The sequence below is a fragment of the Thioalkalivibrio sp. genome (assembly GCF_041685615.1).
Taxonomy (GTDB): Bacteria; Pseudomonadota; Gammaproteobacteria; order Ectothiorhodospirales; family Ectothiorhodospiraceae; genus Thioalkalivibrio.
Genome location: NZ_JAWLFK010000051.1, coordinates 1 through 15,278 on the forward strand (window position 1 = coordinate 1; position 15,278 = coordinate 15,278).

At 66.2% G+C, this 15,278-nt stretch carries 19 protein-coding genes; 6 read left to right on the forward strand and 13 right to left on the reverse strand.

Annotation, left to right across the window (positions count from 1 at the left end; all coding sequences use genetic code 11):
- From ACESLR_RS09940 to hrcA, 3 genes are all read right to left on the reverse strand, one after another.
- Positions 1-476, reverse strand: a 476-nt coding sequence (locus ACESLR_RS09940; protein ID WP_373067157.1) for an Hsp70 family protein, incomplete at its 3' end; no start/stop codon positions are given.
- A gap of 139 nt (positions 477-615) precedes the next feature.
- On the reverse strand, positions 616-1,203 hold the full coding sequence (grpE, locus tag ACESLR_RS09945) for a nucleotide exchange factor GrpE (protein ID WP_373025560.1): 588 nt from the start codon (positions 1,201-1,203) through the stop codon (positions 616-618).
- A gap of 156 nt (positions 1,204-1,359) precedes the next feature.
- Positions 1,360-2,418, reverse strand: coding sequence for a heat-inducible transcriptional repressor HrcA (hrcA, locus tag ACESLR_RS09950; protein ID WP_373025559.1), 1,059 nt, complete (start codon positions 2,416-2,418; stop codon positions 1,360-1,362).
- 385 nt (positions 2,419-2,803) lie between these two features.
- Between hrcA and ACESLR_RS09955 the strand changes: the two genes are divergently transcribed.
- Both ACESLR_RS09955 and recN read left to right on the forward strand, forming a co-directional pair.
- Positions 2,804-3,682 carry an NAD(+) kinase gene (locus ACESLR_RS09955; RefSeq protein ID WP_373025558.1) on the forward strand — a complete coding sequence of 293 codons (879 nt, stop codon included), beginning with the start codon at positions 2,804-2,806 and terminating at the stop codon, positions 3,680-3,682.
- A gap of 7 nt (positions 3,683-3,689) precedes the next feature.
- Positions 3,690-5,351: a DNA repair protein RecN gene (gene recN, locus ACESLR_RS09960; RefSeq protein ID WP_373025557.1), complete on the forward strand. Its 1,662-nt coding sequence runs from the start codon at positions 3,690-3,692 to the stop codon at positions 5,349-5,351.
- A 119-nt stretch (positions 5,352-5,470) separates the two neighbouring features.
- Here recN and ACESLR_RS09965 read toward each other — a convergent pair whose 3' ends face one another.
- From ACESLR_RS09965 to ACESLR_RS09975, 3 genes are read right to left on the reverse strand one after another with little or no spacing between them, the layout of a single operon-like run.
- Positions 5,471-5,947 carry a gamma-glutamylcyclotransferase gene (locus tag ACESLR_RS09965; protein WP_373025556.1) on the reverse strand — a complete coding sequence of 159 codons (477 nt, stop codon included), beginning with the start codon at positions 5,945-5,947 and terminating at the stop codon, positions 5,471-5,473.
- Positions 5,948-5,949: 2 nt separating this feature from the next.
- Positions 5,950-6,462: a YcgN family cysteine cluster protein gene (locus tag ACESLR_RS09970; RefSeq protein ID WP_373025555.1), complete on the reverse strand. Its 513-nt coding sequence runs from the start codon at positions 6,460-6,462 to the stop codon at positions 5,950-5,952.
- A complete protein-coding gene (locus ACESLR_RS09975; protein WP_373025554.1) occupies positions 6,455-7,156 on the reverse strand; it encodes a hypothetical protein in 702 nt (233 codons plus the stop codon). The genes ACESLR_RS09970 and ACESLR_RS09975 overlap by 8 nt, the downstream gene beginning before the upstream one ends.
- A 102-nt stretch (positions 7,157-7,258) precedes the next feature.
- On the opposite strand from ACESLR_RS09975, the gene ACESLR_RS09980 reads away from it, so the two are divergent.
- The 3 genes from ACESLR_RS09980 (at position 7,259) to ACESLR_RS09990 (ending at position 9,195) form a co-directional block, all read left to right on the forward strand.
- Positions 7,259-8,389, forward strand: a complete 1,131-nt coding sequence (locus tag ACESLR_RS09980) for a hypothetical protein (RefSeq protein ID WP_373025553.1) — start codon at positions 7,259-7,261, stop codon at positions 8,387-8,389.
- Between the two features lie 95 nt (positions 8,390-8,484).
- Positions 8,485-8,700, forward strand: a complete 216-nt coding sequence (locus tag ACESLR_RS09985) for a hypothetical protein (protein WP_373025552.1) — start codon at positions 8,485-8,487, stop codon at positions 8,698-8,700.
- Positions 8,701-8,760: 60 nt separating this feature from the next.
- A complete protein-coding gene (locus ACESLR_RS09990; RefSeq protein ID WP_373025551.1) occupies positions 8,761-9,195 on the forward strand; it encodes a hypothetical protein in 435 nt (144 codons plus the stop codon).
- Positions 9,196-9,290: 95 nt separating this feature from the next.
- Here the strand turns inward: ACESLR_RS09990 and ACESLR_RS09995 are convergent, their stop codons facing one another.
- Positions 9,291-9,968 (reverse strand): tetratricopeptide repeat protein, encoded by a 678-nt coding sequence (locus ACESLR_RS09995; RefSeq protein ID WP_373025550.1) that lies wholly within the window; start codon positions 9,966-9,968, stop codon positions 9,291-9,293.
- Positions 9,969-10,178: 210 nt separating this feature from the next.
- Between ACESLR_RS09995 and ACESLR_RS10000 the strand changes: the two genes are divergently transcribed.
- Complete coding sequence (locus ACESLR_RS10000) at positions 10,179-10,457, forward strand: hypothetical protein (protein ID WP_373025549.1); 279 nt, start codon at positions 10,179-10,181, stop codon at positions 10,455-10,457.
- A gap of 78 nt (positions 10,458-10,535) precedes the next feature.
- Here the strand turns inward: ACESLR_RS10000 and ACESLR_RS10005 are convergent, their stop codons facing one another.
- From ACESLR_RS10005 to ACESLR_RS10030, 6 genes are all read right to left on the reverse strand, one after another.
- A complete protein-coding gene (locus ACESLR_RS10005) occupies positions 10,536-10,724 on the reverse strand; it encodes a hypothetical protein (protein WP_373025548.1) in 189 nt (62 codons plus the stop codon).
- Positions 10,725-10,945: 221 nt separating this feature from the next.
- Entirely contained in the window at positions 10,946-13,063 is a 2,118-nt protein-coding gene (locus tag ACESLR_RS10010) for a TonB-dependent receptor family protein (protein WP_373025547.1), read from the reverse strand.
- Between the two features lie 255 nt (positions 13,064-13,318).
- A complete protein-coding gene (locus tag ACESLR_RS10015) occupies positions 13,319-13,525 on the reverse strand; it encodes a hemin uptake protein HemP (protein ID WP_373025546.1) in 207 nt (68 codons plus the stop codon).
- Between the two features lie 47 nt (positions 13,526-13,572).
- Positions 13,573-14,049, reverse strand: a complete 477-nt coding sequence (gene bfr, locus ACESLR_RS10020) for a bacterioferritin (RefSeq protein ID WP_373025545.1) — start codon at positions 14,047-14,049, stop codon at positions 13,573-13,575.
- A 221-nt stretch (positions 14,050-14,270) separates the two neighbouring features.
- Positions 14,271-14,672: a Tat pathway signal sequence domain protein gene (locus tag ACESLR_RS10025; protein ID WP_373025564.1), complete on the reverse strand. Its 402-nt coding sequence runs from the start codon at positions 14,670-14,672 to the stop codon at positions 14,271-14,273.
- A 38-nt stretch (positions 14,673-14,710) separates the two neighbouring features.
- The coding region (locus tag ACESLR_RS10030) for an energy transducer TonB (protein WP_373025544.1) at positions 14,711-15,278 on the reverse strand (568 nt) is incomplete at its 5' end.

Sequence of the window (15,278 nt, forward strand, 5' to 3'; positions counted from 1 at the left end):
TTGCCGGCATCCTTGGTCGCCTGGCGCTGGGAGTCATTGAAGTAGGCCGGGACGGTGATCACCGCCTCCGTGACCTCTTCCCCGAGGTAGTCCTCGGCGGTCTTCTTCATCTTCTGCAGCACGCGCGCCGAGATCTCCGGGGGGGCCATCTTCTTGCCCTGCACCTCGATCCACGCGTCGCCGTTGTCGGCCTTCACGATGTTGTACGAGACGAGCTTGATGTCCTTCTGGACCTCGCCTTCGTCGAACTTGCGACCGATCAGTCGCTTGGCCGCGAACACGGTGTTCTGCGGGTTGGTAACCGCCTGGCGCTTCGCGGACTGACCGACCAGCACTTCGCCGTCGTCACTGAACGCGACGATGGACGGGGTGGTACGGGTGCCTTCCGCGTTCTCGATGACCTTGGCCTGGTCGCCTTCCATTACGGCGACGCAGGAGTTGGTGGTCCCGAGGTCGATACCGATAATCTTGCCCATGATTGAAATCTCCTGATGCAAAAAAGTGGTGCTGCAGAGCTTCGTTCTCTGCCAACGTGTACGGGAATCTGGGGCCCCGGTCCGGCTTTTCAAGGGCCGCGGCGTCCGCCGGCCCGAAAACCGGCCCGGACGAGCCGCGTCAGACGCTCTCGTCGATGTTCGGGGAGGTCGGCGCCCTGGAGACCACGACCATGGCCGGGCGCAACACACGTCCCTGCAGCAGGAATCCCTTCTGCATGGTGGCCACCACGGTGTTCGGCGGATTCTCCGGGTCCTCCTGCATGGACATCGCCTGATGGCGCTCCGGATCGAAACGCTGTCCGGTCGGGTCCTCGGCCTGAATGCCGAATTTCTCGAAGACCTTGTTCAGGTTCTTGAGGGTCAATTCGGCACCCTCGATGATGCGCTCGACGTCCTGGGTCTCGCGCGCGGCCTTCAGGCCCATCTCCAGCGAGTCGCTGACCTCGAGCATCTCGGAGGCAAATTTCTCCATCGCGTACTTGTGGGCGTTTTCCAGCTCGCGTTCAAAACGCCGGCGCTGGTTCTCCAGTTCCGCCTGGGCGCGCAGGACCTGATCGCGGCGTTCCTCGGCCAGGGCCTCGAGCTCCTGCAACCGGTCTTCCGTGGCGTCCGCTCCCGCGTTCCCCGCGTCGGCAGTCTCGCCGGCCTCCTCGTTCCGGGTCTCGAGTTCTTCCGGTTGTTCCTGTGGTTCCCGCTGTTCGGACATGTCGGCCTCGCGAATCGAATGAAAAATGAAACCGCCCGCCGGGTCGCCAACCGGCCGGCAGGGTGAATTCGGTTTGACTACGTGGAGAGTGGGGGCACCCGCCCGGGTTTCAAGGGCGGCGCGACCGGCGCTGCGACTTTCGCGCGCCGCCCGCGATTATTTCGGGTCGTTCGCCGGGTGATCGCCCAGTGCCGAGCCCAGCAGGCGCGCGGTCACGTCCACGATCGGGATGACACGCTCATAGGACATGCGCGTGGGGCCGATCACCCCGAGCACGCCCACCACCTCGCCGTCGACGCTGTAGGGAGCGGTCACCACCGAGCAATTCTCGAACCAGTCCAGCCCGGACTCGCGACCAATGAAGATCTGGACCCGGTCGCTGCGGATGCACTGGTCGAGGATGCCCAGGATCTCCTGCTTCTCGTTGAACGCCTCCAGAAGCTGGCGCAGGCGTTCCATGTCCGCCAGCTCTTCGTAGCCGAGCAGGTGGGTCTGGCCGGCCACGACCACATCGTCCGGGTCCTCGTCGCCGACCGCCTGCTCGCCCAGGTCGATCGCGGCCAGCATCATCGCGTCCAGGTCGTCGCGCACTTCGCGCATCTCGCGCAGCAGCTCGGCGCGCACCGCATGCAGGCTCTTTCCGGCCAGGTGCGCATTGAGGTAGTTCGCCATGCGTTGCAGCTCGTCCTGGCCGAAGTCGCGCTCCAGTTCCAGCACGCGGTTTTGTACCTCCTTGCCGTCGATCACCAGGATCGCGAGGATGCGGCCCTCGCCCAGGCGCAGGAACTCGATCTGGCTCAGCGCCACATTGCGGTGGCGTGGCAGGCGCACCATCCCGGCCATGCGCGTGACGCGCGACAGCAGGTTGCTGGTGGTATCCATCAGGTCCTGGGTACTGGCGTTCGGGTCGAACCCCGACTGGATAGCGCGGATCTCCTCCGGCGAGGGGTTGCGCACCTCCAGCAGGCTGTCGACGAACAGCCGGTACCCGGCGGGGGTCGGGATGCGCCCGGCCGAGGTATGCGGCGAATGGATCAGGCCCATGTCCTCGAGATCCGCCATCACGTTGCGCACGGTGGCGGCACTCACGCTGAGCCCCGAGGTCCGGGCCAGGGTGCGCGAACCGACGGGCTGGCCGTCCCGGATATAGCTCTCGATCAGGGTCCGCAGCAGGGTACGGGCCCTGGCGTCCAGATTGGTGAAAGCGTTTTCCATCGGGCGTCAGCGCTCCACTCGGTCGAGTGCCAGAAGGTACCAGTCTTGGATGGTGCCGGGGCCGGGTCAAGGGAAACACTGATGAATGTATGCGTTCGCGCTCGAGTCGCTTTTGCGTGCGAACAAGGCGCGGCGACCGCCGTGCATTCACTCTGCACAAGGGAACCGCAACGCCGTGCGCGCGCAAAAGCAGCCGAGCCCCTTCGGGGTTGGCGCCTCATGTTCCCCGATCCTGCGTTGCGGCCCTTGCCGGTAGAACCACTACCGGCTGCGCACCGCGCCTGATCTCGGAAAACATGAGGCACCAACGCGAACGCATACATTCATCAGTGTTTCCCTGGAAACCCCGGGTGCAGTCGCGGTCCCTTTTCCGGATAATGCCGGCATGATGCCAGACTTCAACAAGGTCGGGCTGGTCGGCAAGACCAGCGACTCGCGCACCGCCCCGCTGGTCGCGACGCTCATCGGTCTGCTCCAGGAACGCGGGCGCCAGGTCTTCATGGAACAGGAGATCGACGGCTACGAGCGTCCCGACGGTGTCGGACTCCTGGCACTGAACGAGCTGGCGCGCGAGGTCGACCTGCTGGTCGTTATCGGCGGCGACGGGACCCTGCTGGCCACGGCACGCGAGGTGGCCGATGCCGACACACCCCTGCTCGGCATCAACCTGGGCCGCCTCGGCTTTCTGGTGGATGTTTCGCCGGATACCGCCCCGGAGGAACTGGGCGAGGTCCTGGACGGGGCCTTCGAGCGTGAACCACGAGCCATGCTGGAGGCGGAGCTGATCCGCGACGGCGTCACCATCCATCGCGGCATCGCCCTGAACGACGTGGTCGTGCACGTGCTGAGCGTGGTGCGCATCATCGAGTTCGACACCGCGATCGACGGAATGGATGTCGGACGTCTGCGCGCCGACGGGCTGGTCGTCGCGACCCCCACCGGTTCCACCGCCTACGCACTGTCCGCCGGCGGGCCAATCCTGACCCCGCAGCTGGACGCCATGGTGATGGTGCCCGTCTGCCCGCACAGCCTGAACCACCGCCCGCTGGTGGTAAGCGGCCGCTCGACGGTGGAGATCCGCCTGTCCAGCGGCAGCCGCTCGCCGGCCCAGATCGCTCTGGACGGCCAGGAGAACGTAGACTTCGCCCCTGGCGACCTGCTGCGCATCCACCGCCGCGAACAGGCCCTGACCCTGATCCATCCCCGCGAACACCACTTCCTGCGCGTGCTCCGTACCAAGCTCCGCTGGGGCGAGCAGCCCTGATCCTGCCATGCTGCGACTGATCAGCATCCGCGACTTCGCGATCATCGACCGGCTGGAACTGGAGCTGGACACGGGCCTGAGCGCCCTGACCGGCGAGACCGGTGCCGGCAAGTCCATCCTGATCGACGTGATCGGCCAGCTGCTGGGCGACCGCGCCGACGCCGGCATGGTGCGCGAGGGCGCCGAGCAGGCCGATCTGTCCGCCGAATTCGCCCTGCCGGAACACGGTCCGGCCGCCCACTGGCTGGCCGAACAGGAGCTGGGTGAAGATGACGACGATCACGTGCTGCTGCGCCGCGTACTGACCCGCCAGGGCAAAAGCCGCGCCTGGATCAACGGCCGCCCGGTCGCGGTCGGTCAGCTGCGCACTCTGGGCGAGTGGCTGGTGGACATCCACGGCCAGCACGCGCACCAGCAACTGCTGCAGCGCGACACCCAGCGCCACTGGCTGGACGGCTTTCTCGACGGCCACCCGGTTGCCGATGTCCGCGCGGCCTACCGCGCCTGGCGCGAGGCAGCCCGCGCCCTGGAACAGGCCCGCGCGGCCCAGGCCGACACCTCCGACCGCCTGGACCTGCTGCGCTTCCAGACCGGCGAGCTGGCCGAACTGGCGCCGGTCGCGGACGAATATCCGCAGCTGCTGACCGAACAGAACCAGCTGGCCCACGGCACCGAGGTACTCACCGCGCTGCAAACCGCCAGCCAGCAGATCGAGGACGACAGCGGGCTGGACGCGCAGCTGGGCCAGGTCCTGCACGCCCTGCAGGACGCCGCGCAGCACGACGAACGGGTCAACCCGGCACTCGAGCTGCTGGAATCCGCGCGCATCCAGATCGACGAGGCCGGCGACACCCTGCGCCGTCTGGCCGATGGCATCGAGCTGGACCCGGAGCGCCTCGCCGAACTGGACACCCGCGTCGGCGAATACCTGCGCCTGGCGCGCAAGCATCGGATCGAAGCCGAGGCCCTGCCCGGGCTGTACGACGAACTGCAAACGGAGCTGGACGCCCTGGAGAACGGCGACCAGACGGTCGAGGCCCTGGAGACAAGCGAGCAGGAGACCCGCACGGCGTTCGATGCCGCCGCCGCCGCGCTTACCCGGGCCCGCCGGCAGACGGCAGAACACATCGGGCAGGCGGTCACCGACACCATGCAGGAACTGGGCATGGCCGGCGGCCACTTCGAGATCAGCGTCGAGCCGGCCGACAAGCCGCAGGCCCACGGCGTGGACCACATCGAATTCCGAGTAGCCGCGAACCCCGGGTCCGCACCACAGCCCATGGCCAAGGTCGCCTCCGGGGGCGAGCTCTCGCGCATCGGGCTCGCGCTGCAGGTGCTGGCCAGCGAGCAGCAGACCGTGCCCACGCTGATCTTCGACGAGGTCGACAGCGGTATCAGCGGCGCAGTCGCCGAGGTCGTCGGACGCAAACTGCGCACCCTGGGCGAGCGCCATCAGGTCCTGTGCGTGACCCACCTGGCCCAAGTCGCCGCCCAGGCACACCAGCAGATGGAGGTGCAGAAGTCGCACGCCGAGGACGGCACCCGCACCGCGATCCAGCCGCTGGACGACGAACGCCGCGTGGAGGCCCTGGCCCGCCTGATTGGCGGGACCCAGCTCACCGAGACCACCCGTACCCACGCCCGGGAACTCCTCGCGTCCGCCGGCTAGCGAGGGGCTGCGCGACCCAGCGGACGGAGTCGCAGGCTGCGATGACCCAAGTGAGTCGCAGCCTGCATTTGGCAACCGTAGCGCCCACGGTCCGGGAGCACGACAGGTTGCCGTGCGGGTCAGGTCCGATCCGGCCAGCGCCCTTCCGGCAGCTGGCAGGCTCCGGGCGGACGCCCCAGCATCCAGTACACCCAGAGCGCCCGGGGACCCTCTTCGGTCCAGGCAGGCACGAGCGCGCGGCGGTACTCGCCGCGGCCGTCCGCGCGCACGCCCTCCAGCGCATCCAGCGCCGGCAGGGTCCGCGCGGGGTTCGGGAGGCGGATCCATTCTCCATGGACCTGTTCGCGGGCCGGTCCGGGTGGCTCGGGTTTGCGAACGAGCCTCTGGCGTCCCGCATCGCGCACGGGGTCGGCGCCTGCCTCCAGCAGGATGCTTTCGCCCGGGATCTGCACGGCCGGATAGCCCACGGGCAGATCAAAGATCGCTCCGGCGATCGATGCGGCGCGGATCTTGATGGCGCGCCTGCACAACGCACGGTGGTTGGCAAACCCCCGCTTGAGCGTCCCGTACACGAACAGGTCTACCACCGCCGGCATGGCTACCTCCGCGGCAGGCGGACCACCGGCCGCCACAGGCGAGCGGACTCGGGCACCTCGCCGGGCCAGTCCACGACATAGTCGATCAGCGGCAGGTCCGGCGCGTCCTGCTCGCGGATGACGCGCCCGGCCACCGACACGCGGGCACGGCGGACCGTTTCCGGGTCACCGCTCAGAAGCGGATGCCAGGTCGGCAGCGGATGGCCCTCGAAGCGCAGGCGATAGGCACAAGTAGGCGGCAACCAGTGGTAATGCGGCAAATCCTGCCGGGTCAGCTGGATACAGTCCGGCACGAAGTCGCGGCGGTTCGCATAATCCGAGCAGTGGCCGGTCTCGCAATCGAGCAGATCGCAGGCCAGCCAGGTAAAGGCCAGCTCCCCCGAGTCCTCGTCTTCCAGCTTCTGCAGGCAGCAACGACCGCAACCGTCGCACAGAGCCTCCCATTCCGCGTGGGTCAGCGTCTCGAGTGGGCGCTCCCAGAACGGGCGGTCATCCGAAGTGTTTGCCTCACTCATAATCCCCGTGATCCTCACCCAGGCGACGACGACCCTCGTCGCGCAGACGCTCCACGGTCTGCTCCCAGCGGTTCTGGGTGACATAATGCATCAGGACGCGACCACGGCGCGGCACGAGGATTGCGAGCCCGTCCTCGGGGTAGAGCCAGTAGCTGTGATCGGAGTCGATACGCATCCGCTCGCGCGGCTCGCCGAAACGCTCGGTGATCAGGTCCTCGGTCCAGCGCGCACGCGGGATATAGCTCATCTCGACGATCGGCACGTTGCCCAGCGAGGTCAGCGCGTCGTCGCTCAGCCCGTAGCGCCGGGCCCCGCTGGGCATCGGACGCTCGGACGTGGTCTCCGACTCGATCCGGTCAAGCGCGGCCTCGTCCAGATCCGGGCGCAGGATGAGGTTGGCCTCGAATGGCGGCATGCGCGCGTTCACGTAATAGGCCTCCAGCGCGCGCGAGCCGTCGGCATCCACGAACAGACGGATGTCCGGCACCGGCAGGCGGTGCATCAGGTCGGCCATGGTGGTCTCGCCCAGCACGACGCCCAGCACCCGGGTGCGCTGGCGATCCTCGACCTCGATCTGCCAGGGCAGATCGGAAAATTGCTGGCTGCGCATCCCGCCCGGGTTCGAATAGACCCACATGGCCAGGGCCACGATGACCCCCATCACTATCAGCCCGATGATCCAGCGTGTGCGCATGGCGCGATTCCCCTCGAGACAACGTAAGGTCCGCCCGTGGCGGGCACTGCGCACAGCCTCGTATAATGCGCCGCTCGCCCGACCACCGGATAACAACCCGCCATGTTCGCACGTTTGTCTGCCTGGATCACCGCCCGTTCTGCCCCCGGGGAAAGCAGCCGGCGGATCCTGATCCTGGGCCCGCGGGCCACCCTCGAGGCCGCAGACGACTGGCTGCACGAACTCGCCGGCGGAAACGGGCCCATCGCACTGGGCGTCAGCGACTGCCGCCAGGATCGCGAGGCTCAGGGACTGATGGATGGCGTCCCGGCGCTGGCCATGCACCCCGAGCTGGCCGCCACACGCCTGGGGCGCCTGCAACCCCGAGCTGTCGTGGTCATTGGCCCTCTGCATGCCGGCGACGACGACCTGGGCCCAGCCCTTGACACGCTCACGGTGCCCCGTATCTGGGTCAATGCCGAGGGCGGCGGCGCGGCCCGCACGCAATGGAGCGCACGGTTCACCGCGCGCGAGGGCGTCCATGACCACGCCGAGGTGATCGGCGACCCAATCGCCGGGGCCGTAGAGCTACCCCCGGCCCCGTCCGGAGACGGCGGGTTCTGCGAACGCTTCCGCGAGTACCACGAGAAGGGTCACCCGATCCTGCTCGCGCCCAACACCGGCCCGGGCGAGGAGGCCTTCGCCTTCGCCGTGCTGTTCGCGGTGCTGCGCAAGAGCGCCGCCATCCTGCTGCTGGCACCGGCCGACCCGGCACGCCACGAGCCAGTCTATCGCGACGCGATCAAGTACTCGCTGCCGATCATCCGCCACAACCGCTTCATGACCTCCTTCGTGCCGCGCAAGAACCGGGTCTACTACATCGAGGACCCGGAGACCCTGCACGCGGCCTATACCTGCGCCCACGTAACCCTGCCGGGTGGCACCCTGGCCGCCAGCGAGACACCCCCGGACCTGGGCCTGCCCTTGGCCTGCGGTAGCGCGGTGATCTGCGGCCCGGCAGAAAACGAACGCCACCCGGATGCCGCCACCCGCCTGCGCATGGCCGCGGAACACACCGGCCTGGTCGGCCGTGGCGAGGACCCCGAGGAGGTGGCCGACGCAGTCCTCGCGCATCTCGCGGAAGGGATCGACCCCCAGGCTCGGCGTGAACGCCTCTCGGAATGGCAGTCCCGCCAGGCGGGCGCGCGCAAGGTCGTACAAGCCCGTCTGCAGACCCTCCTCGACACCCGCTGACTCATCCCGACCCGCCGGGGGGGGGGTGAAGTGCAACTAATTGATCTATAATCGGGTCATACTGTTACAACCGTAAGCACAACAGGCTCGAAACCATGATCGACGCAAGCGCCTCCCTCGCGGGCATCCAGACCGGCACCACCAGCATGCGCCAGCAGGCGCACACGGTGGCCACCGAGAATGCCGGCAGCCGCGAGAGCATGGGCGCCCACGTCGGAATGATTGCCAGCCAGGACCAGGTCGAGGCATCGGTGAAGACCCTGCAGGCCGAAGACCGGATGATTGGCTCGCTGCTGGACGTACGTGCCTGACCCCGGAATTCCGGGAAACTTGGATACACCGAACGATCAGGAGGCTCGCCGAGTCACGCGATGGAAGTCCCGGTCACCAACCCCTCCGCTGCGGTACCGGTCGGCACACGCCCGACCGGCAGTGACCGGCTGGGTCTGGGACAACTCTCCACGCCGGCCGATTTCGATCGCCCGTTGAACGACCCCGAGGCCGGCGAGGCCCGCCGGCCGATCGAGGATCGCTCGGAGCAGGACGAGAATCGCCGCGGCGATGCCGAGCAGGATCAGGGCCTGGCCTTCCCGCCACGCTCGGAACAGGAAATGGCCTCGCGCGCCCGCGTGGCAGCCCAGATCGAGGCCTTCCGCAGTGGTAACGAAACCAGCGAGGCCGCCCCGCCCGACGGCGGCCCGCTGGGCGGCGGCGGGGTCGAGGCCCTGCGCCGCCGCGTGGAGCTCGCGGTCAGCCTGGCCGGACCGGCCGAGGAACCGCGGCGCGAGCTCAACGTGGTGATTTGATCAAGCACGAACCCGAACCGCCCTCCACCCGGCCTGTCACCAAGCGGCTCCGCCCGCGGTTCGCACCCCCTCTCCTGAATGCCTGCCCGGACCGTTTACTGCAGGCTGCTGCCCTGCCGCTCCCGCGACTGGCCCTGCAACCATTCCTGTGCGCGGTCGCCGGCATGCAGGCGCTGCTCGGGTGTCAACTCGCGGGCCACCCGCTCGCGGTAGCGGGCCGCACTGGCAATCCCCATCTCGGCGGCAATGGCGTACCACTTGAACGACGACACGTCGGAACGCTCCACCCCCTCGCCCATGGCGAACAGGCGCGCGAGATTGGCGGCGCCGCGACCTTCACCGGCCTCGGCCGCCAGCAGGTACCACTGGGCCGCCTGTTCCGCATCCTGCGGCAGACCCCGGCCCTCGTCGTACTTGAGACCCAGATTGAACATCGCCTGGGCATTTCCGCGCTCGGCGGCGATGTGAAACCACCGCGCCGCTTCGTTGGGGTTGGCTTCCAGCCCGTCCCCCTGCTCGAACAGGACCGCCAGATTGAAGGCCGCGTCCGGAAAACCGGCCTCGGCCGAACGCTGGTACCACCCGGCAGCCTCGACCGGATCCCGCGGCAGGTACCGCCCCTCGTCCAGCAGCACACCGAGATTGAAGGCGCACTGGGGTTCACCGGCCTCGGCTCCCTCGCGCCAGAGGGCCATCGCGGCGTGATGTTCGCCGCGCGCCCAGGCGGTGCGGGCCCGATCGAGAAGGACTTGGGGCTGGGAGGGTTGTGCCATCACTACGATCCGGAATTGTCTGGTGTCTACTTTAGCGGCCGGTCGCCGGGGCGTCGACAAACCGCACGGGGATCCGTGACGAGCGCCACGAGTGGCTGATGAGGTCTGATTTTGTGACGAATTTCCGGAAACACGGAGGGGAGGCGTGATGTCATGTGGCAGGAACGCGATCTTTAACGTTCACAGGTACCCAAAAGGACAGGAGTTTCCATGAAGCATTCCACCAAGATCCTGGCCGCCATGGCCATCGCACCCTTCGTCTTCCTGATGGGCTGCTCCGACGGCGACGTGGGCATGGATGAGTTCGAGGAGCAACAGATGCAGGAACAACCCGAAGGCGGTGAAGGCGGCATGCAGAGCGCCCCGCCGCCCGAGGGCGACGCGCAACAGCCGCCAACGGAAGACGGCATGCAGGAACAGCCGCCGACGGAAGACGGCATGGATGAACAAGGCGGCTCCCCGGCGCCCGAGGGTGATGGCGACCGCTGACACCCGAACCAGTACAGAGACAAAAAAGCCCCGACACGCCGCGCGTGTCGGGGCTTTCGCGTACAGAAGGGCTGTGAATCACTCGCTGGAACTGTCTTCCATCTCGTCGCCGGCATCCTCCACCGAATCGCCGGCATCCTCCATGGCCTCGTCGATGTCCTCGCCGGCCTCTTCTGCCGGGCCCTGATTGTCACAACCCGCGAGGGTGGCACTGCCCAGTGCCATCATCAGGGCGAGCATCGGGATCGTCAGTCGTGCTTTCCACATGGTGTTCTCCTTTGCCGTAATGATCCTTTCTCGATGAGTCCCAGTACCCGACAGTTACCTGCCGAGCCGGCGACACTCAGGCACTTTGATCCGCGAATGCAACAGACGATCCGTTCTGCCGGCACCTTGCGACCCAGAATGTGACGGGCTGCCGCTTTCGGTGCACCCATACAAGCAGACCGCACCCATGGGGTGCGGCCTCTCGTCCGACAGGTACCGACTCAGAATCGGTGCGTCAACCCCACCGAGAACGTACGCGGTTCGTTGGGCCGGGCACCGTCCGGGGAGCGGGAGATGATTTGTTGCTCATCCAACACATTGCTCACCCGGGCATAGACGTCGGTGTCCTTCCCCAGTGGGTACTCGCTCACCAGATCAACCGTGGTCAGGGACTCGGTGCGATCGAATGCGCCCCCGGTCCGGTTACAGCCATCACTGGTACAGGTTTCGTCGATGTACTTCACGACAGCGTAGTTGTTCCAGCCGCTCGCGTGTTCGAGGCCCCCTCGCAGGCTGAACTGGTGGCGCGGGATCCCCTGCAACCGGTCACCTTCTTGCTGACCCGAGGCCGGATTGTCCGCGCTGGCTTCGGCGCTGGTATAGGTGTAGCTGGCCTCCAGCGGCGCGTGGAAGGATCCCAGATCCATCCCCGTGGATGCCCGCATTTCCAGTCCGGAGATGACCGCCTCCCCTGTCGTGAAGGTCCCGGAGGTGGCGCCGTCCGAGCAGGGCGTCGCCACCGAGCAGTTCTGCACGAAGTCGGAGAAATCGCTGTAGAAACCAATTGCTTCGACGAACGCATTCTCACCCTGATACCGGGCGCCCAGTTCCCAGTTGGTGCTGGTTTCCGGATCCTGTTCTTCGGTCGCACCGCCCCCCAGGGGAGCAAACCCGCGATGAACCCCCGCCAGCAATTGCCAGCGATCCGTGAAGTCGTAGGTGAGCGACGCCCCCGGCAGCCAGACACTGCTCGAATTGGAACGCCGCGAATCGACGACATTACGCTGCGTGTCGGCATACTGGGTCCGCGAAGTCTCGACATCCTCGTAGCGCAGCAGCAGGTTCGCAGTCAGCCGGTCACTGATGTACCACTCGTCGGCAAGCCAGAAGCTCCAGGCCTGCGCATCCTCGAGCCGGTTGTTGCTGCCCGCCGGCTGGATGGTCTCCTGGTAAACCAGGGATCCGTTCACCTGATCGTAGATGTCGTCCGGCTGGAAGCGGTCCATCTCGTCCTGGTGATAGCGGGCACCCGCACGCAGCCAGTGGTCCCCGAAGTCCATGCCCAGTTCGGTCTGGATGCCCTCGGAGACATATTCGCGGTTGTTGTTGCGGTAGGTCAGACGCTTGCGGTCCTGCTCGCCCCGAAGGATACGCTGGGCCGTTGCATCGCCCCGATTGGCGTCGTCAATGAACGAGCCGCCCCCGCCCAGCTTGAACCAGTTTCGGGCGAATTCGTTGCGGTACAATGTGGTGGTCATGCGCACGCGGTCGGACCAGTCGATATCGTGCGTGAGACTCAGACCGAGGTGATCGTTGTCCATCTGATCGATTTCGGACAGGCCATACCGCCGATTGGGGTCACGCGCGAAATCCGCGTCGGTCAGGCCGAGATAGGTCTCGTTGGACGTTTCCTCCGAGTACTGGACCTTGGTCTCGACGCTCTGGCGCTCGCCATCCCAGCGCAGCTTGCCGACATAGTCCTGGATGTCATAGCCGGTATCGCGGTTGCTGCGATCGATGTCCTTGAAGCCGGCCCCGTTGCGCTGGACCGTCTCGACCATGTAGCTCCAGTCACCGGAGCGATCCCCGAACATCGCGTGCACGTCGGTGCCGCCCCGATCGTTCACCACCGTCTCGATGGAGCCTCCGCGTTCCCGGGGGATGGGCGTGGACACCAGGTTGACCACGCCCCCGGTCGTCTGCGGCCCATGGCGCAACAGCGGGGCCCCCTTTAGCACCTCGATCTCGTTGACCCGCATCGTGGTCGGGAAATAGTAGGCCGCCGGGTTGGAATACGGTGCCGGGGCGACCAGCACGTTATCCTCCATCAGCGTCACCTTGCTGCTGCGTCCCGGAGGCGCGGCACGGATCCCGATATTGGGGCGCAAACCCGCCCCGTCTTCCTCCTTTACGTACACGCCGGGCACCGTCTTGAGTGCCTGATGGATGTCCGTGGTCCCTTCGGTTTCCAACTGCTCGCGGCCGACCACGGCCGCCGAGCCGGGCAGCCGCTGCGTCGCGGTCACGTCTCCGAGGATCTGCACCGGCGCGAGCCGGGCCTCGGTTCCGGACTCGGCTGTCGGGGTGGCCTCATCGGCGTGGAGTGAGGGTATCCCCACGGCCCCGGCAATCGCGATTACGACGGCACGTCGTCTCCACGCCCCGGAGCTGCGCGGATGGTCGAGAGGTTGTGCAGGTGGACGGCTTGCCAAGTGGTTTCGCGCCATTTGTTTTCTCCCTTGATTTGGCCAGCATCAACACCCCCACGGACGCCGGGGCGCCGCGGATCGGTGATGGATTGTGGGCTGGCTGAGGGAGTGGTTCCCCTGGCTGGCGGGACCCGTGGTACAACCACAGGCGATGGAATACTTGTTTTACTTGGTGAGGATCAGCTTCCTGCTGGAGGTTAGCCGAAGCGTGTAGCACTGCCCTTCGTGGCGGATGAAGAGGCGGTCGGCATCACGCAACAAATCACTCGAAGCGATCTCCCGCGGAGTACCGACAGGACAGTCCTGCACCCCCGGGATCGTCGGGAAAGATTCTGTGGATGCCGGGATTCGGCCGCCTTCACTGGAACTCATGCTTGTCTCCCCGGGCGCCCCCATGGGAGCGCCCGAACTCGAAACAGTTACGACGCGGAGCTCGCCTGGCTCTGCTCGTAGTTCTGCAAACCGATACGATCAATGAGCTGCAACTGAGTCTCCAGCCAGTCGATGTGGCTTTCCTCGCTGTCCAGGATCTTCTGCAGCAGGTCCCGGGTCACGAAGTCCCGCACCTGCTCGCAGTGGGCAATGGCCTCGCGATAGACCGGCGCGCCGGCGTTTTCGAGTGCCAGGTCCGCCTCGAGAATTTCGCGGGTGTTTTCACCAATGCTTAGCATCCCCAGGTCCTGCAGGTTGGGCAGGCCATCGAGAAACAGGATGCGGTTGATCAGCTCGTCCGCGTGTTTCATCTCGTCGATCGATTCTTCGTATTCGGCTGCGGCCAGCTTCTCCAGCCCCCAATCCTTGAACATGCGGGAGTGGAGAAAGTACTGGTTGATCGCGGTCAGTTCGCCCTTGAGGGCCTGGTTGAGGTAACGGATTACTTCCTTATCACCTTGCATCACGAGTCTCCTGAAAAAGGTCCTTGATCGTTTTCGGATCAACGGGTTGTCTGGTGGAGGCCGAAATGTTCAGGGCCCCGCCTCACTATCCCGCCCGACTCCGCCTGGATGCAAGGCTTCCCTTCGATGGAGATAAATGATATCGGCAATGCGAACGATTTGCAACCCCGTTCGCATAATCCTCCGGGCTGAATTAACTGTCGCCGACCTGCAGCAGGCGATTAGCGGATCAGGGGCACATCCGCCAGGCTCTCGGTCCGGATCCGGTCGGCACAGTCTTCCATTTCACCTTCCGGACCCTCGCAGGCAGCGACATCGTTAACCAGGATGCGGCCCACACTCTCGCACGCCGTATCCGCCATCCGGAACGCCCGGACCGAGGTACTCCCCGCTCGCAAGGGGGCCATCTCGATCACCGTTCGTCGCTGTATGATGCCGTCTCCGTCGAACACGACCAGGTCCAGCTGGAGCGACTCCAGCGCGTCTTCCAGGCCGTTTTCCAGCACCAGGTGCGCGCGACAGTCAGCCCCGTCGGACTCAAGCTTGTTCAATTGCACACTGATCGCGGCTGGGTCGCCGGCACTGGCCACGCCAGGGGGAACCAGCATCAGAAAAAACACCATCAACGTGCCAATTGCCTTCTTGCTCATACGCTGACCTCCTAACGAACGGAAAAACTCACCGGCACCACGAGTTCGTAGTCGTCCCGCCCGATCGAATCCGGAGCAGGAAACGGATCCGCGCGCTCGACCATGTCCTCGACCGCGCGATCGAGTATGCGGCTGCCGGAACCCTCCTCGATCCGATATTCGATGACGCTGCCGTCACGGTCCAGGTGCAGCCAGACGGAGACCGTCCCTTCCAGTCGCCGCCGTTGCGCCCGCCGCGGATACCTCTTGTGGCGTTCGACCCAGGCCTGCAGTTCTGCCAGGTAGTCCCTCTCGGCACCCGGGCGGCCCCCACCCGAAGCATCGGAAGTGCTTTCACCGGCCTCCGCATCGGCGGCGCCCCGCTCCTCGCCCGACACCTCCACATCGGGGCTCTGGCCGGGCTCGGCAACCTCGTCCATCTCGTCCACGGGATCGGCCTCGGATTCGGCCTCTGCTTGTTCCGCTTCTGGCTCCGGGGCCGGTTCGGGTTCGGGTTCGGGTTCGGGTTCGGGTTCGGGTTCGGGTTCGGGTTCGGGTTCGGGTTCGGGTTCGGGTTCGGGTTCGGGTTCGGGTTCGGGT